Source organism: Hyphomonas sp. GM-8P (genome assembly GCF_003263315.1).
Classification (GTDB): Bacteria; Pseudomonadota; Alphaproteobacteria; order Caulobacterales; family Hyphomonadaceae; genus Hyphomonas.
The window spans coordinates 23,576-50,562 of sequence record NZ_AWFE01000071.1; the positions used below are offsets into that span (position 1 = coordinate 23,576).

At 63.1% G+C, this 26,987-nt stretch carries 31 protein-coding genes and 1 tRNA gene; 16 read left to right on the top strand and 16 right to left on the bottom strand.

All coding sequences use genetic code 11. From position 1 onward, the window contains the following. The first annotated feature begins 301 nt into the window (after positions 1-301). The gene (locus HY26_RS10165; protein WP_034761394.1) at positions 302-1,435 is read left to right on the top strand and encodes an iron-containing alcohol dehydrogenase; all 1,134 of its coding nucleotides are present in this window, start codon (positions 302-304) and stop codon (positions 1,433-1,435) included. 12 nt (positions 1,436-1,447) lie between these two features. Further along, positions 1,448-2,122, top strand: coding sequence for a DNA-3-methyladenine glycosylase I (locus HY26_RS10170; protein ID WP_034761392.1), 675 nt, complete (start codon positions 1,448-1,450; stop codon positions 2,120-2,122). Positions 2,123-2,148: 26 nt separating this feature from the next. On the opposite strand, the gene HY26_RS10175 is transcribed toward HY26_RS10170, so the two are convergent. Then, complete coding sequence (locus HY26_RS10175; protein ID WP_112073518.1) at positions 2,149-3,588, bottom strand: carotenoid oxygenase family protein; 1,440 nt, start codon at positions 3,586-3,588, stop codon at positions 2,149-2,151. Positions 3,589-3,644: 56 nt separating this feature from the next. Between HY26_RS10175 and HY26_RS10180 the strand changes: the two genes are divergently transcribed. After that, positions 3,645-4,244, top strand: coding sequence for a TetR/AcrR family transcriptional regulator (locus HY26_RS10180; RefSeq protein ID WP_112073519.1), 600 nt, complete (start codon positions 3,645-3,647; stop codon positions 4,242-4,244). A 48-nt stretch (positions 4,245-4,292) separates the two neighbouring features. Further along, the gene (locus HY26_RS10185) at positions 4,293-4,715 is read left to right on the top strand and encodes a hypothetical protein (protein WP_051599506.1); all 423 of its coding nucleotides are present in this window, start codon (positions 4,293-4,295) and stop codon (positions 4,713-4,715) included. 20 nt (positions 4,716-4,735) lie between these two features. Here HY26_RS10185 and HY26_RS10190 read toward each other — a convergent pair whose 3' ends face one another. Further along, complete coding sequence (locus HY26_RS10190) at positions 4,736-5,116, bottom strand: hypothetical protein (RefSeq protein WP_112073520.1); 381 nt, start codon at positions 5,114-5,116, stop codon at positions 4,736-4,738. A gap of 196 nt (positions 5,117-5,312) precedes the next feature. Between HY26_RS10190 and HY26_RS10195 the strand changes: the two genes are divergently transcribed. Continuing rightward, on the top strand, positions 5,313-6,599 hold the full coding sequence (locus HY26_RS10195; RefSeq protein ID WP_112073521.1) for a polyhydroxyalkanoate depolymerase: 1,287 nt from the start codon (positions 5,313-5,315) through the stop codon (positions 6,597-6,599). Here HY26_RS10195 and HY26_RS10200 read toward each other — a convergent pair. Next, the gene (locus tag HY26_RS10200) at positions 6,596-7,207 is read right to left on the bottom strand and encodes a hypothetical protein (RefSeq protein WP_034761381.1); all 612 of its coding nucleotides are present in this window, start codon (positions 7,205-7,207) and stop codon (positions 6,596-6,598) included. The genes HY26_RS10195 and HY26_RS10200 overlap by 4 nt on opposite strands. A 140-nt stretch (positions 7,208-7,347) precedes the next feature. Beyond that, the gene (locus tag HY26_RS10205) at positions 7,348-8,133 is read right to left on the bottom strand and encodes a ZIP family metal transporter (RefSeq protein WP_051599505.1); all 786 of its coding nucleotides are present in this window, start codon (positions 8,131-8,133) and stop codon (positions 7,348-7,350) included. 153 nt (positions 8,134-8,286) lie between these two features. Here HY26_RS10205 and HY26_RS10210 point away from each other — a divergent pair, with 153 nt between their 5' ends. Genes HY26_RS10210 through HY26_RS10225 form a run of 4 tightly spaced genes read left to right on the top strand, consistent with a single transcriptional unit; the run spans position 8,287 to position 11,627 of the window. Then, on the top strand, positions 8,287-8,901 hold the full coding sequence (locus HY26_RS10210) for a DUF2796 domain-containing protein (protein ID WP_112073522.1): 615 nt from the start codon (positions 8,287-8,289) through the stop codon (positions 8,899-8,901). Beyond that, positions 8,901-9,611 carry an ABC transporter ATP-binding protein gene (locus HY26_RS10215; protein WP_034761373.1) on the top strand — a complete coding sequence of 237 codons (711 nt, stop codon included), beginning with the start codon at positions 8,901-8,903 and terminating at the stop codon, positions 9,609-9,611. The genes HY26_RS10210 and HY26_RS10215 overlap by 1 nt, the downstream gene beginning before the upstream one ends. Beyond that, complete coding sequence (locus HY26_RS10220) at positions 9,608-10,876, top strand: ABC transporter permease (RefSeq protein ID WP_034761368.1); 1,269 nt, start codon at positions 9,608-9,610, stop codon at positions 10,874-10,876. The genes HY26_RS10215 and HY26_RS10220 overlap by 4 nt, the downstream gene beginning before the upstream one ends. Before the next feature lie 55 nt (positions 10,877-10,931). After that, the gene (locus HY26_RS10225; RefSeq protein WP_112073523.1) at positions 10,932-11,627 is read left to right on the top strand and encodes a DUF3299 domain-containing protein; all 696 of its coding nucleotides are present in this window, start codon (positions 10,932-10,934) and stop codon (positions 11,625-11,627) included. 16 nt (positions 11,628-11,643) lie between these two features. On the opposite strand, the gene HY26_RS10230 is transcribed toward HY26_RS10225, so the two are convergent. Beyond that, positions 11,644-11,730 (bottom strand) — tRNA-Leu (locus HY26_RS10230). A gap of 86 nt (positions 11,731-11,816) precedes the next feature. On the opposite strand from HY26_RS10230, the gene HY26_RS10235 reads away from it, so the two are divergent. Together HY26_RS10235 and HY26_RS10240 are read left to right on the top strand one after the other, a co-directional pair. Next, on the top strand, positions 11,817-12,458 hold the full coding sequence (locus tag HY26_RS10235) for an exopolysaccharide biosynthesis protein (protein ID WP_051599504.1): 642 nt from the start codon (positions 11,817-11,819) through the stop codon (positions 12,456-12,458). Positions 12,459-12,506: 48 nt separating this feature from the next. Continuing rightward, positions 12,507-13,025: a disulfide bond formation protein B gene (locus HY26_RS10240; RefSeq protein ID WP_034761360.1), complete on the top strand. Its 519-nt coding sequence runs from the start codon at positions 12,507-12,509 to the stop codon at positions 13,023-13,025. Here HY26_RS10240 and HY26_RS10245 read toward each other — a convergent pair. Both HY26_RS10245 and HY26_RS10250 read right to left on the bottom strand, forming a co-directional pair. Continuing rightward, entirely contained in the window at positions 13,022-14,044 is a 1,023-nt protein-coding gene (locus HY26_RS10245; protein ID WP_034761356.1) for an aldehyde reductase, read from the bottom strand. The genes HY26_RS10240 and HY26_RS10245 overlap by 4 nt on opposite strands. Positions 14,045-14,119: 75 nt before the next feature. Continuing rightward, entirely contained in the window at positions 14,120-15,052 is a 933-nt protein-coding gene (locus HY26_RS10250) for a DMT family transporter (protein ID WP_112073524.1), read from the bottom strand. Between HY26_RS10250 and HY26_RS10255 the strand changes: the two genes are divergently transcribed. After that, complete coding sequence (locus HY26_RS10255) at positions 15,051-15,338, top strand: hypothetical protein (RefSeq protein WP_112073525.1); 288 nt, start codon at positions 15,051-15,053, stop codon at positions 15,336-15,338. The genes HY26_RS10250 and HY26_RS10255 overlap by 2 nt on opposite strands. A gap of 4 nt (positions 15,339-15,342) precedes the next feature. Here HY26_RS10255 and HY26_RS10260 read toward each other — a convergent pair whose 3' ends face one another. The 8 genes from HY26_RS10260 to ykgO all read right to left on the bottom strand — a co-directional run bounded on the left by HY26_RS10260 (position 15,343) and on the right by ykgO (position 20,409). Then, positions 15,343-16,224, bottom strand: coding sequence for an SDR family NAD(P)-dependent oxidoreductase (locus HY26_RS10260; protein ID WP_112073526.1), 882 nt, complete (start codon positions 16,222-16,224; stop codon positions 15,343-15,345). A gap of 78 nt (positions 16,225-16,302) precedes the next feature. Next, a complete protein-coding gene (locus HY26_RS10265; protein WP_034761347.1) occupies positions 16,303-17,157 on the bottom strand; it encodes an SDR family oxidoreductase in 855 nt (284 codons plus the stop codon). Positions 17,158-17,180: 23 nt separating this feature from the next. Beyond that, entirely contained in the window at positions 17,181-17,741 is a 561-nt protein-coding gene (locus tag HY26_RS10270) for a hypothetical protein (protein WP_112073527.1), read from the bottom strand. 38 nt (positions 17,742-17,779) lie between these two features. Beyond that, positions 17,780-18,040 carry a DUF2312 domain-containing protein gene (locus HY26_RS10275; protein ID WP_034761343.1) on the bottom strand — a complete coding sequence of 87 codons (261 nt, stop codon included), beginning with the start codon at positions 18,038-18,040 and terminating at the stop codon, positions 17,780-17,782. A gap of 65 nt (positions 18,041-18,105) precedes the next feature. Further along, positions 18,106-19,047 carry an alpha/beta fold hydrolase gene (locus HY26_RS10280; RefSeq protein WP_112073528.1) on the bottom strand — a complete coding sequence of 314 codons (942 nt, stop codon included), beginning with the start codon at positions 19,045-19,047 and terminating at the stop codon, positions 18,106-18,108. 4 nt (positions 19,048-19,051) lie between these two features. Then, on the bottom strand, positions 19,052-19,588 hold the full coding sequence (locus tag HY26_RS10285; protein ID WP_112073529.1) for a tetratricopeptide repeat protein: 537 nt from the start codon (positions 19,586-19,588) through the stop codon (positions 19,052-19,054). 55 nt (positions 19,589-19,643) lie between these two features. Then, entirely contained in the window at positions 19,644-20,252 is a 609-nt protein-coding gene (locus HY26_RS10290) for an HAD family phosphatase (RefSeq protein ID WP_112073530.1), read from the bottom strand. A 31-nt stretch (positions 20,253-20,283) separates the two neighbouring features. Next, positions 20,284-20,409: a type B 50S ribosomal protein L36 gene (ykgO, locus tag HY26_RS10295; protein ID WP_034762314.1), complete on the bottom strand. Its 126-nt coding sequence runs from the start codon at positions 20,407-20,409 to the stop codon at positions 20,284-20,286. A gap of 111 nt (positions 20,410-20,520) precedes the next feature. On the opposite strand from ykgO, the gene HY26_RS10300 reads away from it, so the two are divergent. Next, positions 20,521-21,867: a lytic murein transglycosylase gene (locus tag HY26_RS10300; RefSeq protein ID WP_065383202.1), complete on the top strand. Its 1,347-nt coding sequence runs from the start codon at positions 20,521-20,523 to the stop codon at positions 21,865-21,867. A 4-nt stretch (positions 21,868-21,871) separates the two neighbouring features. Here HY26_RS10300 and HY26_RS10305 read toward each other — a convergent pair whose 3' ends face one another. After that, positions 21,872-23,149 (bottom strand): MFS transporter, encoded by a 1,278-nt coding sequence (locus HY26_RS10305; RefSeq protein ID WP_034762309.1) that lies wholly within the window; start codon positions 23,147-23,149, stop codon positions 21,872-21,874. Between the two features lie 225 nt (positions 23,150-23,374). On the opposite strand from HY26_RS10305, the gene HY26_RS10310 reads away from it, so the two are divergent. The 3 genes from HY26_RS10310 to HY26_RS10320 are packed head-to-tail and all read left to right on the top strand — an operon-like array spanning position 23,375 to position 26,901. Then, positions 23,375-25,654 (top strand): S8 family peptidase, encoded by a 2,280-nt coding sequence (locus HY26_RS10310; RefSeq protein ID WP_233351592.1) that lies wholly within the window; start codon positions 23,375-23,377, stop codon positions 25,652-25,654. Next, positions 25,655-26,251 (top strand): hypothetical protein, encoded by a 597-nt coding sequence (locus tag HY26_RS10315; RefSeq protein ID WP_034761330.1) that lies wholly within the window; start codon positions 25,655-25,657, stop codon positions 26,249-26,251. A gap of 5 nt (positions 26,252-26,256) precedes the next feature. Then, positions 26,257-26,901 carry a hypothetical protein gene (locus HY26_RS10320; RefSeq protein WP_034761326.1) on the top strand — a complete coding sequence of 215 codons (645 nt, stop codon included), beginning with the start codon at positions 26,257-26,259 and terminating at the stop codon, positions 26,899-26,901. Positions 26,902-26,987 lie beyond the last annotated feature (86 nt).

Consider the following 26,987-nt stretch of genomic DNA (forward strand, 5'->3'; position numbering starts at 1 on the left):
CCCTCCATGAAAAGAATGCCGATGGGCAGGAGATAGACCCCTGTTTTTTTAGATATAATTAGCCAGTTTGACGCGCGCCGAGGTGCCGCGCGACACGGCCGCGCAATTAGGTATTTCCCCGAATTGTGAGGGGCTTTGCGCTCATGCAAATTCACAGAACGCAACCCGAGATGGGATGTGTTAACGCCGGTGAACCCTATTGTGTTCGTCAGGGCGGAACGCCGCATCCATCTGCCGGGGGCTTGCGTCTTGTCCCCTCCCTCCGCAAGAGTGCGCGCGCTGTATTTGAGGAGCCGCACCCATGCCTGTTTTGAACTTCCTGACCACCTGTATTTTTGACTCCGGCGCGCTCAAGCAGCTGCCGAATGTCGTAAAGACTCTGGGGATCACCCGCCCCTTCATCGTCACCGATCCCGGCATCAAGGCCGTCGGCATCCTGGCGAAAGTGGAAGACGCGCTCGGCATGGCTCCGGCGGGCGTATTTGCCGACACCGTTCCCAACCCGCTGGAATCCCAGGCCAAGCAGGCGGCGGAAGCCTACAAGGCCAGCGGCGCCGATGGTCTGATCGCCGTTGGCGGCGGCTCGTCCATGGACCATGCCAAGGCCATCGGCCTGTTGGTCAGCCATCCCGATCCACTGGAAACCTATGCCGCAATCACCGGCGGCGCGAAAAAGATCAAGAAAATCCCGCCGCTGATCGCCATTCCGACAACGGCGGGCACGGGCTCTGAAGTCTCTGTCGGTACCGTCGTGATCCTGGAGAACGGGCGCAAGGAAACTATCGTGTCCCCGAACCTGATCCCGGCCACTGCGATTTGCGACCCGGACCTGACGCTCGGCCTGCCGGCCATCCTGACCGCCGCGACCGGCATGGACGCCCTCACCCACTGTATCGAAGCGGTGCTGGCCCCGGCCGTCAATCCGCCTGCGGAGGGTATTGGCTATGATGGCGCCTGTCGTGCGTTTGGCGGCGGCTGGCTGAAGAAAGCCGTTCAGGACGGCTCCGATCCAGATGCCCGCTGGCACATGATGATGGCCAGCTATGAGGGCGCGCTCGCCTTCGTGAAGGGGCTTGGCGGTGTCCACGCGCTGTCTCATGCAGCCGGGCGCCTGAAGGACAAGAAGCTGCACCATGGCACGCTGAATGCGATTTTCCTGCCGCACATCCTGCGCTTCCATGAAGGGGCTGCAGACGCAAAATACGCCCGCCTGCGCCAGGTCATGGGCCTGAAGGAAGGCGCAGACCTCGCCGACGCGATTGCGAAACTGAATGAAGACATCGGCATTCCCGCCACGCTGAAGGAATTGGGCCTTGGCATGGAAGACGCCGAAGGCATCGTGGAATACGCACTGAAAGACCTTGCGCACTTCGGAAATCCGAAGCCTATGAGTGCTGACGATTACGCAAAGGTCTACGAGACCGCGCTCGGATAAGGAGCCTCACTCATGGCGCGAAAGTTCGCCCCGATCCTTAAGATGGCCGCCGGCCATCATGGCGGAAGGGCGAACGCGCTGGAGATGTCGCAAAACTCGCACACGGTGGCGGACCTTTCGAAAGTGTCCGCCGACCGTTTGCTCTCGGTCATGACACGCTGTGTGTTCAATGCTGGGTTTAACTGGAAAGTCATCGACGCGAAGTGGGACGGGTTCGAAGCGGCCTTCGAAGGCTTCGATCCCGGCAGGCTCGCTTTCTTCGGCGACGAGATGCTGGACCGTCTGGTCTCGGACGAACGCATCGTGCGCAACGGCCAGAAGATCAAGGCCACGCTGGAGAATGCGAAATTCGTTGCGGACGTGGAGGCGAAGGAAGGCGGCTTCGGGAACTTCCTTGCCAGTTGGCCGGCGAATGACCAGCTCGGCCTGATGACAGCATTGAACAAGCGTGGCTCCCGTCTTGGCGGGGCGACCGGTGCATATTTCCTCCGGTTTGCGGGCTGGGATGCCTGGATTGCCTCTTCCCATGTCTGCGCAGCGCTGGTGCGCGAAGGCGTGCTGGACAAGCCGCAGGCCACGTCAAAGCGCGACCTCACCGCCCTTCAGAACGCGATCAACGCCTATCACGATGACAGCGGCCTGCCACGCGCCCAGATCAGCCGACTGCTCGCCTTGAGCGTCGGCTGACTACCAACTCATCTGGGCCAGGCCCCTCAAGCCTGCGGAACGAAATTGCCGTGGAAGCCGGGCGGGATGCGGTAAGGTATGTGCACTTCTGCCACCGGCGGCGCGGTGAAGTTCGCCGCATCCAGCACCACGAAGTCTGACGTGCCGGACTCGACATTGCTGACATAGCCGATCACCCAACCCTCGTCTTCACCAGCGTTTTCATGCGCTGGCACGAACACGAATTCCGCCGGCACCCGGCCCGGGCCGAAATCATGGACGTCACGTTTGCCTGTACCAAGATCATGCTTGAACAGACAGGTCGAGCCGACAAAGCCGTCATCTGCCTGATCCGGCAAGGCCACGGCATAAACATAGCGATAGGGCTTGCCCGTCAGGCGTTCATCATAACGCGGGAATTCCTGCGGCGACGGGTCGACCACCTCACGGGTCACCGTCTTCGCGACCGGATCCATGGTCAGGGATTCGAACTTCGCCGTTGGCGAGTCAGGCCCGTGCCCGTCCGTATCAAACATGGTTTCATAGACGCAGGCATCCATGACCACTTTGCCGTCTTCGGTCTCGTAAGCGTTTGCGGGATGAAAAATGTAGCAGGGATCGACGTCACACCAGATGATATCCTCCCCCCTGCCCTCGCGCGGCAACAGGCCGATGCGGGCCTTGTGTTTCGGGTTCCAGCGGAAGGGGAAGCTCGCTCCGCCCATCAGGGCCGACATGGAGAAGGTTACCGGCAGGTCCATCACGATCACATAGTTTGGCGTGATCTGGCAGTCATGGATCATCGGGCCGTTCTTGACGGCGATGGGCTCATTGCGGCGGACATGGCCGCTCGTATCGACCACGGTGTGCCAGATCGTATCCGGGTGCTGCGCCTCATAGCAGATCGCATGCATCTCGCCGGTGTCCGGATCGACGTGCGGGTGGGCGGAATAGGATTCGCCCAGCGTGCCGTCGAAATCGGAATGCGCGACCGTCGTCAGGTCGTCCGCCATCTCGACCGGATAGCCGCCCGCTTCGACAATTGCCCACAGCTTGCCAGCATGGCCGACAATGTTGGTATTGGCGACATCCGTACGCGGATGGCGCGGGCCAAGGGCACGCGGCTCCCCCAGCGCATCGCTGACCGCATTGGAGCGGACCCAGCGGTTGCGGTACCAAAGGGCCTTGCCATCCTGCAGGCGGATGCCGTGGATCATGGCATCGCCAATGAACCAGTGATGCGTCGCGGCGTTCACCTTGGCCAGCGGGTTTGGCCCGTTGCGAACATAGAGCCCGTTCAGCGCTGCGGGAATTTCACCCGTCACCTTCAGCGCCGTATCGGTCACTTCTTCCGTAACCGGCGTATGCAGGCCTTCCAGGAAAGGGTTGGGGCCTTTTGACTTCTTGCGTTCGCGATTGAAGTCGGCGATGGCCACGACACCTTTGGTGACGACGCCTCGAATGGCAGATTCTACAGGGCTGGGCATGATCAGTGACTCCGTGTCGCGTTGCGGGAAAGAGAAACTATGTTTACAGTGCTAACATGACATCGGATGATAACACTGTCAACATGAAGTCGCGCGACGGGCGCTACCATCATGGCGACCTGCGCTCGGCCCTCATCGAGGAAGGCCTCGCTCAGCTCGACGTGAAGGCCCCGGATGCCGTCAGCCTGCGTGAGATCGCCCGCAATGTCGGCGTATCGGCGACGGCAGTCTACCGGCACTTCCCGGACAAGGCCGCGCTCCTGAACGCGCTTTGCAGCGTCGGCGGCGAGCGCCTGGCCGAAGCGTTCCGGGAAGCGATGGACGGCGCTGAGGATCAGCGGGCGGCGTTCCGCGCCATGGGCCGGGCCTATGTGAAGTTTGCCCTGCGCAATCCATCGGTTTTCCGTCTGATGATGACGCAGCGCCCGCCGGAAGGTGACCGCAACGAGACGCCCTGCGCCACCGACAAACCCTTCGGCATGCTGTCTGACACGTTAAGCGGTCTGATGCCGGCCAAGGCCTCGAAGGAAGACCGGAAGATCAAGCGCCTGCAGGCCTGGTCCATGGTGCATGGCCTGGCCATGCTAATGCTGGACGGACAGGTCCCGCGGGACGAAGCGCTCGTCGATCAGGTGATCGTTGCGAGCTTTCTCTAAACGGATCAGGCTCTAGGCTGATCCGCGAATCCGGCGCATATTCCGGTCATGTTTCAGAACCTTGCTGCGCTCGCGTCCAATCTCGGTCTTATCTTCTCTGCCCTGGCGATCGGCTCGTCATGGGTGGCGGCCATTGCGGCGCCGAATTGCAGTTTTGAGGAACTGGATGGCAGCCGGGCCGACCGGCACGTGCGGGAATTGCTGCACGCCACCTCCACCCCCATCGCCGGCATGATGCTGGCAGCCGGGGCCTGTTTCCTGCTGGCAACCCATTGGGCCGCCGGCGTGACCGCCCTGCTCGCGGCCTTCGGCTTCTATTCAAATCGCTGGATGCTGGCCCCGAAAACCGGCAAGGCCCCGCATGGATCGCGCACCAGCCGCAAGGGCCAGCGAGCCGTCTCGGTCAGCCTGTCACTGATTTTCATGCTGGTCGCGATCATCGCCGCGATCCTTGGAATGGTCGGGATCTGAGCCCTGACTGTTTTCAGGGCCTATTCGTAGACCAGCCACATACAGCCAAGCTCATGCAGGCGGCGGAAATTGTCCGTCGAACGCCGGGCCGCATTGCGCGCCGCTTCACCGGCGGATTTCCGGTTCACCGCCAGCATCAGCACGCAGGCCGCAAGCCCGACGAAGAACATCCACCAGGCCACGGTGATCGTGCCAACCCCACCAACGAAGCAAAGCCCGTAAGCGATGGCATCCAGCGTGCGGAAACGCAGGCTGTTATGCGGGCCGAACTCGTTCAGCAGGTCCGGCTTGTTGTGCAGGGCCTCAGCATCGATCGCGAAGCGCTGGTCGGCATGATGGAACAACACCGCCCGGGTCATACGCCCGCCCTGATGCGGATTGGGTTCGCATTTAAGGAACATGGGTCAGCCTCTCCGGCGGTTAAGGCCTAAAAACTAGCAGCTGCTCCTTAACCCGAGACGGGCACGAAATTGAAAGTTTCAGGCAAATTCAATCGACTGCGTTAATCTGCCGGTAAGGCGCCTGGCTGGCGAATCCATTTGCCACATCCGGATTGCGGCCATATGCTGCAGCGCAACATGAAAGGTTGGTAAGGCGATGCTGTACTCCCTTGTCGAACTGAACCGTGCCGCAATGGCGCCGATGCGTCTGGCCGCGCGTGCAGGCCGTATGGCACTGCACTCCTCGATGAACCCCATCGCGAACACAGATTACGGCAAGGCGCTGATCGCGTTTGCCGACGTGTTCGAAAGCGCCACCCGCTATTATGGAAAGCCCGAATGGGGTATCGAATCGGTCAAGATCAACAGTGCCCCGGTGGGCGTGACCCCAACGGTCGCGTGGAAATCGCCTTGGTGCAATCTGGTGCATTTCCGCAAGGATCCGGACGCGCTGGCCTTCGCCCGCAAACCCGGCGCTTCGCCCTTGCCGCGCATGCTGATCGTGGCGCCGCTGTCGGGACACTATGCCACCCTGCTGCGCGGAACGGTGGAAGGTTTCCTGCCGACCCATGATGTCTACATCACCGACTGGGCCGATGCGCGCATGGCGCCGGTCTGGCTCGGCCGGTTCGATCTCGACGATTACATGGACCATGTCCGCAAGATGATCACCCATATCGGCCCGGGTGCGCACGTGCTGGGCGTCTGCCAGCCCGGCCCGCCGGTCCTGGCGGCGATCTCGATGATGGCCGAGGATGATGATCCGAACCGCCCGGCTTCAATGACCTTCATGGGCTCGCCCATCGACACCCGCCGAAGCCCGACCGTGCCGAACGAACTGGCCGAGGAACGCGACTTCAGCTGGTTCGAGGAGAACATGATCCACACGGTGCCGGGCCCCTATCCTGGGGCATTCCGGCGCGTCTATCCCGGCTTTGTCCAGCTTGCCTCCTTCATGAACATGAACTGGGGCCGGCACGTCGATGCACAGTGGCGCTTCTTCAACCACCTCGTTGAAGGCGATGGTGACAATGCCGGCAAGCACCGAGAATTTTACGACGAATACCTGTCGGTCCTCGACCTGACCGAAGAATTCTACCTGCAGACCATCTTGCGCGTGTTCCAGGAACACCATCTGCCGCGCGGTATCATGAAATATCGCTACACGCGCCAGATCCGTCCGGAAAAGATCCGCGACGTGGCGCTGATGACGGTGGAAGGCGAGAAGGACGACATTTCCGGTATCGGCCAGACGCAGGCCGCGCATGATTTGTGCACGAGCCTGCCGAAGGAGATGCAGCTGGACTATATCCAGCCGGGCGTTGGTCATTACGGCGTATTCAACGGCAATCGTTTCCGGACCGAGATCGCCCCGCGCGTAACCGAGTTCACCCGCCGCTTCACCCAGCGCGAGCTGGACGAGGCCGCGCTGGACCGTCACTAGCTGCGTTTCAGGCGTACCGTCAGGCAATCCGCAGGCAGGCCCGGATCAGCAGGATCCGGCGTGCGAAGGTAAGCTTCGGCTTCTGCCATGGCAGCGGCTTGCGCGGCTTCGTCTCCGGCCGCCGCATCGACCCGGCCCAGATTTTCCTGCCCCCTGCAGGACAGGCCCTCGATCCGGACGGCGCCATCTTCAGCGGCATGCAGGCTGACCGCGAAGGGCAATTCGGTTCCATAGGGCACGGCCACAAGATCTTCGAGCACCGCACCGGCATTGCCAGCAGGCGCGTAGCGGACCTTGTAGACCAGGCCCGTTTCGAGCCGCTGTACCGTGAAGCGGGTTTGCAGGCTGGTCAGCCAGTCGACCATGGCGCGGTTCCGGTCTGCCTTGGCCCGCTCCTGCTTCAAGGTGGCGAAGGCGTCCGCCATTTCGGCCAGCGGATCGAGCACTGCCTCCGGCCGCGCATTCGAATGCAGCACACTCGCCGGCGGCATCAGGCCGGACCCGTTCGGGCCGCTCGCGACATTGTACTGGCCATAGGTGAGACAGGCAGTAATGCCGGCGGCGATCGCGGCCGATGACATCTTCGCCAGAATGGACAGGGTCAGCATGGGGCGGCGGTCTCCGGTTGTCCGAAAACCTGTTTCTCCGCTGATTTCGTAAACAGGGCACTTCCCTCCGGAATGCATACGTTTTCAACCTCTCCCGCCTTGCCGGGGAGAGGCTGCAAAGGGCATGCCGGGCAGCGTCCTTAGTGGTCGATTTCGTGCGGCGCCGGGACGATGTGGCCGCCCTCGTCCTCATGCGGGTGCAGCGGCATGAGCGCCATCAGGATGGCCAGTCCCACACCGGCACTCAGCGCGATCAGGCTGCGCAGGGGCGGCTCTTCCTCCAGCGGCTCCATCAGCGGCCCGGTGGCCACATAGAGCAGGAGGCCGGCGGAGACCGCGAACAGGCTGCCGACAATGTCAGGCGTCAGGCCATACATGAACGGCGTTGCGACGATGACGCCCAGCGGGGTCGTCGCCGCAGAGGCGATGAACGCCCAGATAAACGCTTCACGGTTCGAGAAGCTGTGGCGGCGCAGAATCGCGAAGGCGATCACGCCTTCCGGAAACTCGTGCAGCATCAGAGAGGCCGCGGCATAAACGCCCGAGGAGAAACTCGCGGCGAAGGTGACCGAGTAGATCATGCCATCCAGCAGGGAGTGGATTGCCACAGCCGCCAACGGCGTGATGGCTGCGGCCCGCCCCCGGTCGGAGTGTTCGGGAAACGCAGCGCCGATCCCGAAATGCAGAACGAGACCACCAAAGAAACCGACCATCAGGAAGACCGGCGTATGGGTGCTGAGCTCAAAAGCTTCCGGCGCAATGTGCAGCAGGGTCAGGCTGACCAGCATGCCCCCTGCAGCCAGCGCGAACAGGCCGGAATAGCGCGCACTCCAGTCCCCGCGCACCGACACGGTGATCAGGCCGAGCGTCGTGATAAAGGCGGCGGTCAAGCCGAACAGCAAAGGGGCCTGGAGGGATTCGAGCATGTGTGCGTAAACCGGCGGCGTTCGTGAAAATGGCAGAAGGACTTCTGCAAGCCCCGCCTTGATTAAATGTGATATAGTATCACAATCGGGTTCGCGACAAAAAATATTGACCTTTCTGCACTAATCCACTGTGTGGCGCACCGGAGGCCCACAATGATTTCAATCCGTTTCTGGCCGGTTGCGGCCTTGTCCGCCGCCACCTTGCTGGGACTTGCTGCGTGTAGTCCGGCCGGCGCGCCTTATGAGCCGCCGCCCGCACCAGCCCCTGAGGCGGCACCGGCAGATGACGCGACAAGCCTCGCTGCGCCAGCCGCCGTCGAAGCAATCGAAGAGGTCCATGACCACGAAGAAGGCCATGCCGGCGAAGCGCATGTACATGGCGGCGGAGAGCTCGCGATTACGCGGGAGGATGACTTCCTGACGGTCAGTCTCGATGCCCCGCTCGCCAATTTCGGCCTCTCCGAAGCGAAAGTGCCGGAAGGCGCCAAAGCCGAGAGATACGCCGAAGGCATCGTTGAGCCGATCGGACCGACGGTCTGCGAAGAAACGGAACGCTCCATCACTGGCCGCACCGACGGCGCCCATGGCGCGATGACCGTGTCGGTCGTCTGGCGCTGCAGGAAGATCGACCGGGTGGAGGGCATGCTTGTGCATGTCTTCGAGCTCTACCCGGCGTTTGAACATATCGACGCGATCTATCTCGGCCCTGAAGGCCAGCAGGTCGCCAAGGAACTCACCCCAAGCGACACAGAGATCGATTTCGACTGATGCAGCCTGAGACCCCCGGCACGGATGCCATCCGGGTAGACAGCCTTCGTTTTGCCTGGCCGGGGCATCCGCCCGTCCTGGATATCGAGAGCTTCACCCTTGGCCGGGGCGAAAAACTGTTCCTGCGCGGACCATCCGGGTCCGGAAAATCGACCCTGCTGGGCCTGATCGCCGGTGTGCTGAGCCCGGAAACCGGCACAATCAATGTGCTGGGCAATGACATGGCGATGCTCAGCGCGGCGAAACGTGACCGCGTGCGGGCCGATCATCTGGGCGTCATCTTCCAGATGTTCAATCTGGTGCCCTACCTGTCTGTCACCGGGAACGTCACGCTGCCGCTGCACTTCTCCCCTGCCCGCCGCGCAAAGGTCGGCAAGGACACCGAAGGCGAAGCCCGCCGCCTGCTTGGCCGGCTGGGCCTGACGGATGAAACCCTGCTCGACCGGCGCGTCTCTGACCTCTCCGTTGGCCAGCAGCAGCGCGTCGCCGCCGCTCGTGCCCTGATGGGCGGGCCGGACATCGTGATCGCCGATGAGCCGACCTCCGCCCTCGACGCCGATGCCCGAGACAAATTTATCGAACTCCTTAGCGAAGAGGCCGGGCGCACCGGTGCCGCGCTCCTGTTCGTCAGCCACGATGCAAGCCTCGCCCGCCTGTTCGACCGGGCGGTCGACCTCTCCGAAATCAACAAGGCGGGGGTGAGCGCATGAAGGCCCTGTTTGCCCTTGCCTGGAAAAGCCTGCTGAACCGGCGCGCCTCGGTTCTGCTGACCCTGCTGGCCGTCGCCCTGTCGGTCGCTCTGTTCCTCGGCGTCGATAAGGCCCGCACCGGCGCGCGCGAAGGCTTCGGCCACACGATCTCCGGTACGGATCTGATTATCGGCGCCCCGACGGGCAGTGTGAACCTTCTGCTCTATTCGGTCTTCCGGATGGGCAATGCGACGGCGGAGATCTCGTGGCCGACCTATCAGGAACTGGCCGCGCGAGATGACATTGCGTGGACCGTGCCGATCTCTCTGGGCGACAGCCATCGCGGCTTCCGCGTGATGGGCACGAACCATGCCTATTTCGAGCACTACCAATATGGCCGCGGCCAGCCGCTCCGCTTCGCCAAAGGCGTCGAGATGGATGACCTGTTCGATGCCGTGATCGGCGCCGACGTCGCCCGCGAACTTGGCTATGACATCGGCAGCCCGCTGGTTCTCTCGCATGGGCTCGGCAAGGCAGACTTCGGCTCGGGCCACGAGAACCGGCCCTTCCGCGTGGTTGGTATCCTCGCGCCGACAGGCACGCCGGTCGACCGCACCGTGATAGTCTCCCTTGAAGCCATCACGGCCATTCACGTCGGCTGGGAAACCGGCGCCAAGAATCCGATGGCGGACTCGATCACCGAAGACATGATCCGCAGCTTCAATCTGACGCCCAAGACGATCACCGCCGTCTATGCCGGTCTGAAGCGCAAGGGCACGATCCTGCGCACACGCCGCGAGATCAATACCAACAAGGGCGAACCGCTGATGGCGATCATTCCCGGTGAGGCCCTGGCCGAGCTGTGGAGCGTCACCGCCATGGCTGAGCGCGCCCTGCTGGCGGTTTCTATTTTCGTGATCGCCGTCGGTGTCGTCTCGATCCTGACATCGATCCTGACCAGCCTGAACGAGCGGCGGCGTGAAATGTCCATCCTGCGGGCCGTCGGCGCCCGCCCGGGACATATCTTCGGTCTGCTGACACTGGAAGCCGGACTGATCGGTTTCCTCGGCGCCCTGCTCGGCATTGTGATCGTGCACGGCCTGATCCTGATAGCCGGGCCGATCGTGATGCAGCGCTATGGCATTTCCCTCGGCGGCACAGGACCCGGCATGACAGACCTTCTGACATTGCTGGCCGTCACTGGCGCCTCCCTGCTGGCCGGGGCCATTCCGGCCTGGGCCGCTTTCCGCAGATCCCTCGCTGACGGCCTGTCCGTGAAGTTGTAGCAAGGTTGTCAAACCCGTCTGGCACATCCCTCCCTGAAAGCCTAAGAAAACAGTCATGAAGCGTTCTCTCCTCCTCCCCGCCCTCGTTCTGATCAGCCTGTCGCCCGCCTGTGGCCAGGCCACTGCGCCCCCCGCCGACGCGGAAACGCCTGCCGAAGTGAAAGTCAGCACGGCTGAGCCAGCAGGCCCGCAGGTTGGTGACAAGATCGGCGAGAGCGAAGCCGAACAGGCCGCAAAGGACTCTTCTGTTGCCGCAGCTGCGGCTGCAGCCCTGAAGGAGCAGGAAGAAATCAAGGCCCGCGGCGTCACCGAGATCGGCTGGGAAGACCTGATGCCGGAAGGCGAGGAAGAGCGCCTGCAGAAAATGTACGCAGCCCAGATGGCAACGCTCTATTCCATTCAGGAAGGCTCCGCCGCCGATACGGCCACGCAGATCGGTTCGTTCAACACGGTCGACACCTATGACGGCAAGAAGATCCGCATGCCGGGCTACACCGTGCCATTCTCATACGATGCCAAGGCCGAGATCCGCGAATTCCTGCTGGTGCCCTATTTCGGCGCATGCATCCACGCGCCGCCGCCGCCGCCGAACCAGACCATATTCGTGCGTACCGAAGATCCGATCCTTCTGAAGGACTTGCCACAGGCCGTCTGGATCGAAGGCACGCTTCATGCACAGAAGCAGGAAAGCGACCTCGCGGACGCTGCCTACATCATCGATCTGACCCGGGTGGAGAAATACGAATACTGATGGCGCGATACAGGGCTGGTACCTCTGGCCGGACTCGAACCGGCACTCTGTTGCCAGAAGCGGATTTTGAATCCGCCGCGTCTACCAATTCCGCCACAGAGGCCCTTATCGGGAAGGCTCTCCTGCCCGAGCCGGGCCTGCCCGTCAATCTACCCCGGGCGGCATATTAACAGGACGTACTGAGCGCACATGAGTGTCACCGACGCCGGAACCGAAAAAACCCTGCTTCAAATCGTCGAGGCCATGGCCGCCGGCGCACCGGAAGACGGGTATACGCTGCGGGAAATCTTCGACCGTCTGGATGAAAGCGCGTTCGGCGCAGGCCTGTTCCTGCTGGCCCTGCCTTGCTGCATTCCCTTCCTCTATGGCGTGCCGCAAATCGTCTCGCTGCCGATGATGGCGCTGGCGGCACAAATGGCCCTCGGCCATGAGCAGCCCTGGCTGCCGGATGCCCTTGGAAATCGGAAGATCGACCGCAAAGGCCTGACCGCCATGGCCCAGGGCGGCCGCAAATGGCTGGGCTGGATCGAGACTTTCTCCAAACCCCGCTTCGCCAAAATTACAGGTCCGCGCTCTGAACGCCTGCTCGGTTTCGTGCTTTGCATCTTCTGCGCGTCTATCCTGGTGCCGCTGCCGATGACCAACACGGTTCCCGGATTTGCGGTGGCGCTGGCTGCCTTCGGCCTGATCAACCGGGACGGCATCCTCGTCATTATCGGTTGCGTTCTCGGGATCCTCTGGGTGTCGATGCTGCTCGTTCTGGCCCTGCCGGTAGCGCTGGCGGCCATTCACTTCGCCCTGATGTGGGTCCTGGGAAATTTCAGCTCGTGACGCTGCGCCGCACTTTTGCTGGCGGGGCAGCATGCTAGCGTGCCGGCGATGAGCATCCTTCAAAGTCTTCTCAAGGACTGGAAATGGCCGGTCGCCGCGGTTGTGGTGTCCGCCTTGATGCTTGCTGCGGCCCACGCCTTCGAAACTTTCGGCAAGCTGTATCCCTGCCCGCTCTGCCTGCGCCAGCGGGAGGTGTACTGGGCCCTCATCGCCATGACCCTGACAGGGCTCGCCCTCTGGAAACTGCGGCCGACCCGGCGTTTCCTGGTGGCACTGAACGTGCTGATCGGGCTTGTCTTCGGCGTTGGCGTCGTCGTCGCCTTCTATCATTCCGGTGTCGAGTGGAAGATCTTCCCGCCCCCGGCCGGATGTACCGGCAGCGGCCCGATTGATCTCATGAACATGGACGCGCTGGACCGGCCGATGACGGTGCCGTCCTGCACCGATGCGCCATTCTATGTTCTGGGCCTGTCCATGGCCGGGTGGAACGGCGTGATCTCGGCGATCCTCGCCGCAGCCAGCTTTATCGCGGCCGGGGCGACCTTCCGGGGCCGCAACGAAGCCTAAATCACGTTCAGGTCGATCAGCGTCTGCGCGCTTTCGATGATCGCTTCTTCTTCGGTCCGCGGCGTCCAGCCCAGAATGCGGCGGGCCTTCTCGTTCGAACAATGCCGCTCCCGGCCAAGCTCCGGCACAACGGCCTTCAGGGGCGGGTTCACCAGCGTCAGCGCCTTCAGCAGCCAGTCTGGCAGTTCGCCCTTCGGAAGTTTCTTGCGGTAGTCCGGGAATTGCTCGCGCAGCACGTCGGCCACTTCGCCCATCCACATGAAGCGGCCGGACGCCAGGAAGCGCTCGCCAGCGGCTTCCGGCACCGTCATCGCCTTCACATGCGCATCGGCGACATCACGCACATCGACTACACAGAAGCCGACCCGCGGCGAGGCCGGCGCCTTGCCCGTCATCAGCTGGGTAATGATCTGGAGCGAGGTGGAAACATCCGCGCTCATCGCCGGGCCGAGCACGGCGGAGGGATTGATCACCGAGAGCTCCATGCCGGCGCCCTCCCCGGCCATAAAGTCCCAGGCGGCCTTCTCGGCGATCGTCTTGGAGCGGGTGTAGGCCGTATTGTCTTTCAGATTGTCGGGGTTGGACCAGTGTTCCTCGGTCAACGGATTGGGCCGGGCGTCGCCCCAGCCATAGGCAATCGCCGCCATGGACGAAGTCATCACCACGCGCTTCACACCGGCCGCCTTGGAGGCCTTCAGCACGCGCAGGGCGCCGTCCCGAGCCGGCCGGATCAGCTCCTCATGGTCTTTTGGCATCACGGCCAGGAAGGGTGAGGCGAGGTGCTGGACATAATCCATGCCCTCAACGGCCTCCGCCCAGCCGACATCGCTGGTCAGGTCTGCCTCGACGATCTCGATATGGACCGGCTTGCCGGCATAGTCGCTCAAAATCGTGTTCAGGGGTGTTTCCCTCGAAACGGAACGGGCCGTACCCCTCACTTCGTGTCCGGCTTCCAGCAACTGGTGGATGACATGACCGGCAATGAAGCCGGTGGCACCGGTGACAAGAACTTTGGCCATGCGAGTCTCCCTTTTCAGGCCTGATCAATGAACGATTTCGCCATTATTCACAAGAGAAGACTTCGAAAATGACCTTCAGGCGCCTCTGGCGCGGCGGCGCACCTGGCGTTCCCGCAGGGTAATATAAGCCGTCGCACCGATGATGATGAACGTACCGACCCAGGTCCACGGCCCCGGCAAGGCCTTGAACAGCAGCCAGTCCACTGTCGCGGCCATGGGCAGGCGCAAATAGTCGATCGGCGACAGGAACGAGGCGTCCCCGATCGCCATGCCGCGGATATAGAAATACTGCCCGGCCACACCGCAGCCGCCCATCAGTGTGATCATGGCCCAATCCTGCCAGGAGGGCATCACCTCGGGCATCTTCCAGAGAGCCAAGGGCAGCAACATCGCCGAGGAGAGCAAATTCGCCCAGATCAGCAATGTAACCGGCCGATGATTACGGGAGAGCAGCTTCACCAGCGTGATCGCCCCGGCCATGCAGAAGGCCGCCGCCAGCGCCAGCAATGTGCCGAGACTGACGCCTGCCTGCGGCTGGGTCATGATGAGGACGCCGATGAACCCTGCCAGCGTCGCACCCCAGCGGTGCCAGCCAACCGTCTCCTTCAGCAGCCCCGCCGCCAACACCGTAATGAACATGGCGCGGGAAAAGCTGATCGCGTTGAACTCCGACAGCGGCAGGCCGAACTGGGCCGAGACCGCGTAGAAGCCGAAGATGAAGCCCATCGTGCCGAACAGGCTGCGCAGCAGCACCATGCCCGGCTGGTGGATACGCATGATGCCCCAGCCCTGCTGTATGATCACCGGTAGGGTCAGGATCAAGGCAATGAATGAGCGGAAGAAGGCGAGGAAGCCGGGGTCGTATTCGGCCGACTGAACCTTGGACAAGGTCAGGAACACGGTGAAGACGAGGCCCGAAGCCGTCATCCAGAGTGCACCTTCCAGGTTGCGGGGCGCTTCAGCCGCACTAACCTCGGCGAGACCTGATTGATCTGGACTGACTGCCATGACCGCCTTTACGCCTTCCGAAGTCGACGAGATCGACGCCCTGTGGCGCAGCCTGCCGCCGGATCATATGTGGACCGGATGGGCCGCTGCGGGCGAGTCCCCCGACCAGATCTGGATCTTCCGCACCCGCGCCCACTGGCGCCGCTTCCCGCTGTTCAAGGCCGATCAGGGCTATGCCCTGTCGGACGAGAAAGGCCGCCGGGTGATCCGAGCCGACTCCCTGCAGGAATTGCTGTCCGCTGTCGAGGCCATGCCCGGCCTCGACCCGGACCGGCGCCACCGCTGAGCCCTTACTTCTGGGCCTGCATCGCCGCGGCCATCTGCTCGGCCTGTTCCGGCGTGATGCCCAGGGCTTCGAGGACCGGACCGCCAGCCGTCTCATCCCAGGAATGACGCGGACCGACGGTGATGCCACCATCGACGGTGAACTGGCTGCCTGTGATGAATTCTGCCGCGTCGGAGGCGAGGAAAGCTGCCATTTCGGCGATATCCTTGCCCTGGCCCGTCCGGCCGGCCGGCTGCATCGATCCGCCCTGCTGGGCCAGCATCTCGGCCATCTGGTCAGCCACTTCACGCGACATGCCGAGCGAGGCACCGAAAATGGATGTGGCGATGAAGCCCGGCAGGATCGCATTTACGCGGATCTTGTATTTGGCGACCTGCGCCGCAGCGATGCGCGAGAAGTGCGCCACGCCGATCTTGGCCACGGAATAGGTGATCGGGGCCCAGCCGGCTTCCAGTGCGCTGATCGAGGACGTGTTGATGATGGCGCCGCCTCCGGACTCCTTCATGCGCTCGACGGCGTATTTCGTACCGAAGAAGACCTGCTTGAGCAGCAGGTCCATCGTCATGTCATAGCCTTCTTCGTCGAGCTCCTCGACCGTCGCGGGCGTGCCGCCGCTGCCGGCATTGTTCCACACCACATCGATCTTGCCGAAATGGCTGACGGCGCCGTCCATCAGGGCTTCGAGCTCAGCGAGGTCCATCACGTCGCAATGAATATAGCGGACTTTATCCGTTCCGAAGCGCGCCTCCAGCGCGCGGCCCTTTTCGTCCTGGATGTCGGCTGCGATGACTTTCGCGCCGGCCTCCACAAAGGTCTCCACGCCTGCCAGGCCAATGCCGCTTGCTGCACCCGTGATTACGGCAACCTTGCCGCTGAGATCCGCCATGATGTTTCCTCCCTTATCGTGAAAGGCATCATGCACGGGGGTTCCGTGCGGTCCGTCAAGCGAAACCTGACAGGGGCGTCACGGTTTTTTCAATCCGAAGCGTTTCCAGAATATGCCATCCAGCATGCGCTTTGGCAGGCGGGTCGGGATGGTCCAGTTGGTCAGCTTGTCCGGCACCGGCGCATAGCGCGCTTTTGGCTTGTCTGCGGCAAGCGCGGTTTCGATGTATCCGGCAATTTCCTCCGGCGTCAGGCCGGAGCGCCCGCCGGACAGCATGACCTGTTCGAACTGTTTCAACGACTCGCCCCAGTCACTGGAGGCATAGGGGCCTTCGGTATTGTCCTGCTCGGCCTTGTCCCAGATCGGCGTCTTTACAGAGCCAGGTCCGATGGCGATGGCATCGATGCCATAGATCACCAGCTCCCGGCGCAGTGAATCCGTCATCGCCTCAACAGCATGTTTGGTCGCGGCATAGGCGCCGAGGAAAGGAGACGACAGCCGACCGCCGACGCTGGTGATGTTGACGATCCGCCCGGGCGTGCCTGTGCGGGAGGGGTCAGAGCCCAGCAGCGGCACGAAGGCCTGCGTCATGGCCAGCAGGCCGAACACGTTCACCTCGAAATGTGCGCGGAAATCCTCCATCGGCTGGATCGCCAACGGGCCCATCTTCGCGATGCCCGCATTGTTGATGAGACCAGCCAGGCGCTCGCCCGCCAGCGCAGCCGAAACTGTCTCCACGGCCTGTGCCACCTGGTCCGGTTTCGTCACATCAAGGAGGATCGGGCGAAGGTCTCCTGTCGCCTTCACCTTCAGCATCTCGCCGTCGGCATGCTTGCGGACGCCCGCAAAGACCCTCCAGCCCTTCGCGGCCATGTGGCGCGCGGCGCCGGCCCCGATTCCTGTGGAGGCACCTGTAATGACGACAGAATTCATGGCCTTGCTCCCAGAATACGGAGCTAGGTGTCAGGCTCCGTCTTGCCCCCGTCGATCACGCGGAAAACCGGCCGCCCGGCGGGGCGCGGTGCGGGCGTGTTGTCCTTGTACGCATCAGGGACCGGTTCGGACGAATCGTTTTTGGGAACCGCCTTCAATACCGGCTTGCCGCAGGGCACCGGCGCAGGCGGCGGCGTCTTCACAGCTTCAGCCGCAACGTCCTCCTCGATATCGTCATCGATCTGGCGCACGCGCGGCGGGGCGCGCTTTGCAAAACTGCCTTTCGGCGTCTTCTTTCCGGAGGCGGATTTCTGGCTGAAGCCCTTGCGGGCCTTGCCGCGGGCTTTCTTGTCGATCTCTTTCAGCTTCAGCTGCTGCAGGGCCGAGAGCGCCTCGCCCTCATCGCCCTTCATCGGATCGGCAAAGGCCGAACCGTATTTCTCGATCCGCTCTTCAACTTCTTCCAGGAACTCACGCTCCCAGTCGGACAGGGGCGGGCCCTTGCCCTGTTCGGCAAGCTCGGCCGCCTTGCGCAGTTTGCGCAGCGCGGCTCGCTTTTTCCGTTCGTCGACATCCCGGCCCATGGGCGCAGTTTAAGCCGATCAGCAGGTTCTAGAAAGCCTCAGGCTTCGCCGAGCGCGATGAGGTAGGTTTCGAGCATCATTTCCTGCTCTTCACGGTCGGACTTGTCGATCTTGCGCAGGCGCACGACCTGGCGCAGCGCCTTGGTGTCGAATCCGAACGCCTTGGCCTCGGCATAGATCTCCTTGATCTGCTCGGCGACCTCTTTCTTCTCTTCTTCCAGGCGCTCGATCTTGGCGACCGTCTGGCGCAGTTTCTCGCGGCTGGCTTCGGTGAGGTTCTCGATCGGGGCGTCGTCCATGAGGAACTCCAGTTATTGGCCGGCGGGCGGCAGAATCGGAATTGGAAAGGAAAAGGAGCCGCGTCTTAGCGGCTCCCGGGCGGGCTGGCCAGACGCCGTATGGCGTCGGCGACATCAGCTCCGTGATTATGGTGGGGCATGTGGCCTTCCTCCGGCAGGATGACCAGATCGATGTCGGCCTGCTTCTTCAGGCGGGCGGTGTGTTTGGCCGGCGTAATCACCGTGTCCTTGCTGCCGGAGAAGACTGTGATCGGCATGGCGAGCTCGCCATAGCGCTTCGACTGCGCGGCCAGTTCCCTGTCCAGCACACGCACGTCGCGGGCATTGGCGCGGAAGGCCGGTGGGCGGAACAGGAGGCCGATGCCCGACTTTTCGAAATAGCCTTCCGGTGCGGGCGACGGGTCGAACACGCCGCCAATCCCCGCCCCCACTTGCGCAGGGCCCACCAGCGGCACGACCTGGCTGAAGGCCGGGCCGATCAGGCGCGAGGCGGCAAAGCGGTTGTACCAGGCATGGCCGTCCCCGCCCCAGTCATGCGTCACCGGTGCCAGCAGCACGAGGCCTTTGACGAGCTCCGGCCGGTCGAGCGCAAGGCGCAGCGCCACCGCGCCGCCAAAGGAATGGCCGACGACGACCGCCTGCTCATCCGGCGCGAGTTTCTCCAGCACGCCTGCCATCTGCGCGGCCTGCACACCCAGCGCCTCAGCCCCCGGCGGGCGGCGGGAATGGCCATGCCCCGGTCGGTCAGCCATCAGTACACGGAAATCCTGTTCCAGCTTCGGCGCCAGCGTCCATGTGAATTCGCGCGCATTGGCGCTTGCACCATGGATCATCAGGACCGGCGGGCCTGCCGTACCAGCCTCCAGCACGTGCACACCATAGCCGCCGACTTCGATCCGTTGCCCGGACGCCGGATGCGCCTTGTGAATGCGGGAAGTGTAGGCCCCCGAAGAAAGTCCGACCGCGGCACCGAGGCCCGCCAGCGTGATGGCTGCAGCCGTCAGCAAGGCCTCAGAGCCCCTGCCCTTCGGCGATCTTGGCGAGGCGTTTCTCCGCCTGCAGCCCGTCCCGCATATAGGGATAGATCGCCAGAGCCTCACGCCAGGCTTCCAGCGCCTGGTCGTTGGCGCCCATCGTCTCGAACATGGAGCCAAGCCCGGCCCAGGCTCCGAAATGGCGGGGCTCCAGCTTCAGCGTCTCGTTCAGGTCGCGCAGGGCTTCGGGAAAATTCTCTTCAGCCAGGAAGATGCCCGCCCGTCGGAACCAGGCTTGCGGATTGTCCGGCTTGATCATGATGGCGCGGTCGTAAAACGTCCGCGCGGTCTCGGTATCACCAATCATCTGCGCCTCGACGCCGCGCTGCATGATCATGTCCACCGTGGCCGAGCCCGATTCCATCCAGGACGCCCAGATGTCCTGCGCGATATCATTGGCTTCGCTCTCGCTGGGCGCAGCCTTCAGCTTGTCGAACATCTCGTCCGTCGGCACCGCCAGCGCGGGCAGGCTGGCGGTCACGAAAGCGAGAAACAGGAGGAAGGCTCTCAGCATGGCGCGATACTAACCGTCCAATACGGCCGGGCAATGTCCTCTTTCTGTCAGACTGTCAGAGAAGGCCTTCTGCCTCCAGGGCGGTCTCTAGCCCCTCCGCGGTGCGGAACAGGTGCGTCCGGAAGCCGAGCGCATCGGCGGCATGGGTGTTCTTCTCGCTGTCGTCGATGAAAAACACCTCGCCCGGCGACGGGCTGCCCAGTTTCTCCAGCGTATGCGCGAAGATCGCCGGGTCCGGCTTTACAAGACCGATATCGCCGGAGACCACCGTGTGGCGGAAGCGTTTCAGCAGGGGGAAATGCTCCTGCATCATCGGCCAGGGTTCCGACGGCATGTTGGAGAGGGCGAACAGCGGCACGCCGCGTTCCTCGAGGCGGTTGATCAGGGCTGGCGTGCCGTCGATATAGCCGTCGAACATTTCCATCCAGCAGCCGCTCCAGGCCTGGATTTCAGTTTCGTATTGCGGGTATTGCGCTATCAATGGCAGCGCGTTGTCGGCAAAGCTCACGCCCGCGTCGTGGCGGGTGTGCCAGGCCATCGTACAGATTTCGGAGAGAAATCGCTCGCGCTCTTCCGCGTCAGGCAGGAGGCGAGAATATAAACGGGCCGGCTCCCAGTCGAGCACGACCCGTCCAAGATCGAAAAGAGCAATCCGGGCGGTCATTTTCCCGCCTTATTGCCCATTCACGTTCCGCTCAGCCTTGCTTTGCTTTGAAGCGGGGATCGGTCTTGTTGATCACATAGACCTTGCCCTTGCGGCGCACGACCTTGCAATCGCGGTGACGCGACTTGAGCGATTTGAGAGACGAACGGACTTTCATGGGATGGCCCCGTGGGTCATAAGGAATTGGAAAGCGGTGCGAGTAATGAATCCGGTCATCAGAGTCAAGGACACGCGCTGTCATGCGCGGCTGTTTTCAGGAGCATATCAAGTGGCACGCTTCGCGATCGCGCGCTCGCATATCGCCGGTGCGGCAATTCTGGCCGGCCTGCTGGTTTCCTGCGCCCACAGTCCGCAGGCTTCGCCTGGTATGCCGTCCGTTCCGCCACCCGCGCCCAGCCAGCCGGCGCCCGACACCGGGCCGATCAGCTACAAACCCACTGGAAACAGTGACATGGATGCCTGGCGCGCGGATTTTTCCGCCCGCGCCGTCGCTGCGGGCCATGACCGGGCCCTCGTCAAATCCTTCTTGGAGAACATCAAACCGCTGGACCTTTACCTCGGCTCGTCCTTCCAGGCGGCGGCCGTCGGCATCGGCGATCAGGCCGAGTTCGCAAAACCGATCTGGGACTATCTGAAAGTCCCGCTCGGCAACAGCCGCGTCTCCAATGGCGCCTCCCACCTTCACAATGAAGCCGACCTCTTCGCCGCCATCGAAGCGAAATATGGCGTCGATGCCGAGTACATCGCCGCCATCTGGGGAATGGAATCTTCCTTCGGCGCGGTCATCGGAAATTTCGATGGCCCGAACACGCTGGCCAACATGGCCGTGGAAGGCCGCCGCAAATCCTTTGCCGAAGGCGAATTGCTGACCCTGATGAAAATCGTCGAACGCGGCGATGCCCACCGGGATGACCTGATCGCCGGCTGGGCCGGCGCCATGGGCCAGACCCAGTTCATGCCGTCGACCTATTATGCCTACGCGCAGGACTTCGACGGCGATGGCGAAAAGGATGTCTGGAAGAATGAGGGCGACGCCCTCGCCTCGGCGGCCAATTATCTGAAATCTTCCGGCTGGTCGCCCGGCCAGCCCTGGGGCATCGAAGTGATCGTGCCGACCGGGTTCGACTTCTCGCTGGCGGACGGAAACGAGCGCCGGATGGAGACCTGGCGCGGCTATGGCATCATCCCGATCCGCGGCGGCGACTTCGATACTGGCGGCGCCGAATATGCCGAACTCTGGCTGCCCGCGGGCGCGACCGGGCCGAAATACCTGATCTTCAACAATTTCAAGGTGTTCAAGCGGTACAACAATGCCGACTCCTACGCCCTCGCGGTCGGCCTGTCGGGCGACGCCTTCACCGGCAAGAAAGTGCCGGTCGCCGTCTGGCCGACGGAGATCGAGCCGCTGACCGTGGCAGAGATCAAGATCCTGCAGGCGAACCTCAATTCACGCGGCTTCGATGCGGGCGTGGTGGACGGCATTCCGGGCCGCAAGACCCGTACCGCGCTGCAGGGCTTCCAGAAGTCGCAAGGCGTCGTGGCAGACGGGTATCCGACCAAGGGCATGCTGGCACTGCTCACCGGCCAGACCGTCGGCACAGCCTCGACCAACTAAGCCCTCAGAGGTCTTCGTCGGGATCGAATTCGCCCACGCCGTCGCGCAGGGCGAACCAGGCGTAGAGTGCCATGAACACCAACAGGCCGGCCGCGATCATGAACGGGATGTTCGCACCGACATACTGGTAGACGAAAAGACCGAAGAAGGGCGTCACGATATAGCCCATCCCGTTCGCCGAAATGACAAGGCCCGCGACATTGCCCTGCAGCTGGGGCGACACGGCTAGCGAAGCGCCGCTGGAGAAACCCGGCCGGGCGAGCCCCTGCCCGAGCCCCAACAGGAACTGCACCATCACGAGCGTGGCAAAATCCTTCGCCACGATCATGAGCAGCGCGCCGAGGACCAACGGTACGCAACCGACGACCATCAGGGTCTTGTTGCGCATCTTCATGCGCGGAATCAGCACGAGCTGCGCAAGAAGCACCGCCATCGCGCCGACGGTGAAGGCCGGCCCGGTGTACTGCGCCGCCTGCGGCCCGCCCACATTCAGCTTGTCCATCACTGAAAAGACGAAAACCTGCGTCAGGATACCGGTTGCCAATGACAGGCAGACCGCAAAGACGAGGAAGGGCATCACATCCCGCGAATGCCAGAGCCCCCGGGCATTGGTCTCCATATCCAGATGCGTGGCATCCGTGATCGGCTCGCGCTGTTCCGGCAGGCGGAACCAGATAAGCGCCGCCATGATCGCAGCGATCACCGCCGTCAGCAGAAGCGGGCTGAGAATTCCCGCTGTCGCGACCAGCGCCGCCGCGAAGGCGGGGCCCACCACGGTGCCAACGCTGAAACCCGAGGAAATGAAGGCAATCTCGTCTCGCCGCTCGGCCTGGCTCGTCCGGTCGGCGACATAGGCCTGCGCCGCCGGGTTCGTACCGGAACCGAAAATACCGAAGAAGGACCTCGAAATGGCAAGGCATGCGAAGATCAGCAGCGTGCTGGTGATCGCACCCGTCATGGCGGCAAGGCCGGACAGGTAGAGCAGCAGCATGGAGACCGAATACCCGGCCAGACCCAGCGCCGCGATGGGCCTCCGTCCGATCCGGTTCGACTGTTTGCCCCAAACTGGGGAAAAGGCCGACCAGAAGAAGGCCGAGAGGGCAAACACGGCCCCGGCCATCCAGTCCGGCAGGCCGACTTCGCGCGAAAGCGGCGGCAGCACGGCGGCGATCAGCATCGTGTTCCCGGCGCCGATGGCCATCAGGCAGAAGAACAACAGGAAAAACGCGCCACGGCGGTCCGGGCGCGACAGGTCTGGCGGCTCCTTGCTCCCCTCGCTCATTCTCTCTTCATCTGCCGCGTCATCGGGCTTGTCCAGACAGGAAAACGATCTGGCGGGCTCATCACCCAGGGTCAGACAGGCGGCCTGCGGGACGATCATTCGCCACATTGGCCTGTCAATAAATGCCTTTGGGTTGGACAGGACGGAAACGGCGTCATAATCTTTCCATAGGGTTAATTTAGGCAGGCTGGGATGTTGTTTGAGAAACTCACGGGGAACGTTCTCATGTCGAACCAGTCCACCAAATCAGCGCGTCTCCTGATCGGGGCAGCGCTGACCAGCCTGCTGCTCGTCTCGGCATGCGACCGCCAGAGCGAACGGCTCGAACGCGCCCGGGAGATCGCAGAAGTCTCCCTCAGGCAGATTACCGGCGAGACCATCGTCGATCAGGCCGACAAGAAGGATCCTATGCGGTCCGTGCCGGTGGAGGCCCGCGCGATTGCTGGCAAGGTGATCAGCGACATTTCCGGCCAGCCGACCAACAAGCCGGCCTTTGCCGTCCTGTCCGTGATCGCGAAGCCGGCAGACATCCCCCCGGCTGAGGCCATGGCGGAAATCGAAGACGGCGACCTCTACATCGAGGACGAGGCTGCTCTGGCAGAAGCAATGGAAGCGCCTGTTGCAGCGGCCCCCGCACCGGATGCAGGTGCCCGCGCCCTAGCCTCCCGGTCGCTGGAATTGTTTCGTCCGGAGGTCGGGATCTCACCGCGTGTGAAGCTCGACCCGAAAGCGCGTGAGCAGTCCCTGCAGCGGGTTGAGGAAGCAACCCAGGCGATGCAGACAAGGGCGAAGGTCGAACCTGCCCCTGTCTCGAAAACGCGCTCGCTGCAGCCCCGCTCACTGGAATCCGCCCCAGTCGAAGAGCAACTGGCCGCCCGCAAGATTGCCCGCCGGTCGCTGGTCAACCGTGAGGCCATCGTCGCCCAGCGCGACGCCAATGCCGTGATGCTGGACACGCTGGCCAAGTACAAGATGAACGCCGAGGTGACCCTGTCACGCGAAGGCCAGATGGTGATCCAGGTGGCTGGCGCCGGGCCGACCCTCTTCTCCCCGGAAGATGCCAAGGATCCATCGCTGAGCTTCCTTGCCATCGACGAAGGCACCGGATGTCCGGACCCGAACGATCTGGAAGCGATCGAGGCTGACCCGGTGCTCGCAACGAATTGTTTCGTCGATGACCTGCGCGCCTCAGGCCAGTTCGAATATGTCGAGAAGGACTTCATCTTCGAGAACCAGTTCGTGCGCCGTCCGCCCGCTGGCTCTCCGTCCACCTCGGGCGGCGTTACGCCCACAACCGGCTCCACCACGCCGGTGAAAGTGGAAGTGACCCCGAACGATCCGCTCTGGGACCTGCAATGGGACATGAAACCGAGGGGCTCCGGTGAAGGCCAGTCGCTGGGCGGCGCAGGCTTCCAGGAGTTCTGGACCCGGCAGGGCATCGAAGGCTCCTCCGATGTCGTCGTCGCCGTGGTCGATACCGGCCTGCAGATGACCCATCCGGACATTGCCGCCTCAGCCAATATCGCACCGGGCTGGGACATGGTTTCCGACCCGCGCATGGGCAATGACGGCGACGGACGGGATTCCGATCCGAACGATCCGGGCGATCTCTGTAACCCGGCTGTGCCCGGTTCTGCCGATTCCTTCCACGGCACCCATGTCGCCGGCACCATAGGCGCAGCGGCCTCCAACAATGGCGCAGGCGTCGCGGGCGGCGCATGGAACGTGAAGATCGTGCCAGTTCGCGCCCTCGGCAAATGCGGCGGGCGTCTTTCCGACATCAATGATGCCATCCGCTGGGCCGCCGGCCTGATCCCGGCCGAAGGCGAAGACGGCAGCGAAGTCTGGAACGACAATCCGGCCGACATCATCAATTTGTCGATCGGCCTGTTCGAATACTGCCCGGCCTCGCTGCAGGATGCGATCGACTCGGTGACCGACCGCGGCGCGGTCGTCGTCTCCGCGGCTGGCAACGCCCGCATCGACACGGCCTATTACGCCCCCGGCGGCTGTGACAATGTCATCTCCGTTGCGGCCGGGAACGCCCTCGGCGAGATCACCGCCTATTCGAATTTCGGCGACGGCGTCGACATTCTCGCTCCCGGCGGGGAAATGGCCCGGGACGACGACAATGACTCCCGCCCGGACGGCATCCTCTCCACCAAAGCCTCGACCGATTGCTACGACCCGGTCACCGGCGAAGCGGTACAGGATTGCTACTACGCCTATGAGCAGGGTACCTCGATGGCGGCCCCACACGTCTCGGCAGCGCTGGCTCTGCTGAAGGCCCGCACCCCGGATGCCACATCGGACGAGCTTGTGTCAGAGCTGCTCGCCGCCACCGATCCGCGTACGGACCTGCAATGTGCGGGCCTCTGCTCGGACTATCCGGGAACGACCCCGATCGAAGGCTCTGATGGCATGTGCCGCCGCCCCTGCGGCGGGCGCATCCTGAACCTTGCAAACGTGCCGGAACCGGTCGGCACCTCCGGCGGTGGAGACTGAATGAGCGGCGGCCAGCCCCCTCCCCATCTTGGCGGCCCGCTGGGGCTTGTGGGCCTCGCCATGCTGGCCGGGGCAACCGGTATCTTCGTCATGGCCGGGTCCGGCGGACCGGCCCATGCCCCGATCGCACAGCAAGCGGCCGTCCAGACGCCAGCCCGCGAAAAGGTCGCCCCTGTTCCGGAACTCCGCCCCGGCGACGCGTTGCCTGTGGTCCGCCCTGCGGAACTGCCTGCTTCGGCTGAAACGAGAACGCCGGCAGAGACCAAACTTGCCCAGATCAGCGCGGACGGGACGGAAATCGTCTATATCGTCCGCATCAAGGGCGAGCCGGAGATCGACGTGATCTCCCGCAATTTCAAGCGTGACCGCGCCGCCGCCGACATCGCCTGGGCCAATCTGCAGTCGCGCTATCCGGTGCTGCAGGATTTCCGGCTCGTCGGGGCCAGCTATTCAGGCGAGATCCGGCTGGGATATCGCCTGCCGCCCGGCCTTGAGCCGACGCGCGCAACCATCAACGAAATTCAGAGCCGGATCATGCAGGTCGACAGCGTCGCCTATGCCGATCCGGACTATGTGGCCCAACCCGGAAAGGAATAATTGCCATGAGGAAGCGGATTGCCATTGCATTGGTGCCCGCCTGCGCCCTGTTGGGTCTTGCTGGCTGTGACAAGTTCATTCGGGGCATGGGAGACGATGCCGGCACCGAAATTTCCGAACCGGTGGATACGACCCCGGCGGAAGAAACCGTTCCTGCCGCTGCAGTGGACAAGCCGGTCTACACGCAAGCCATGAGCCAGGAAGCCACCATCGACTGGCTGGCTGCCCGCGACGACGTTGCATCCAATTCCGGCACCAGCGGGAATTTCATGGCCGCATCGCAGGAAGGCGACCCGCCGCCGGTGCCTGTCATGCTGCCGACCGGCATCGTCCTGCCGCAGGGCGCAGAATCGGACGTAAAATTCCAACCACTGAGCGATGGCTATTTCGCCTTCTATCCCGGCACGGACTATAACATCGTCGTCAATGGCACGAACGAAATCATTGGCGAGCGCGCGCCGGGCACGACCGAAACGCCGATGCGCTTCATCCCCACCATGAGCGGCGCGCAGGTCGCCTTCACGAAATATGGCGCCGACTATCTGATCGAGTTTGAATGCACCGTCGCCGAGGGCGAGCATGCCGACTGCATCAGTGAGGAAGACGCCCTCTCCATCGCAGACTCCCTTGTTGCGGTGAGGTCGCGCTGATGACCCAGACGCGTTCCCTCCTGCTTGGCGCCGCCGCGCTGCTGACCCTTTCGGCCTGCGATTTCATCCGTTTTCCCGGTGACGGC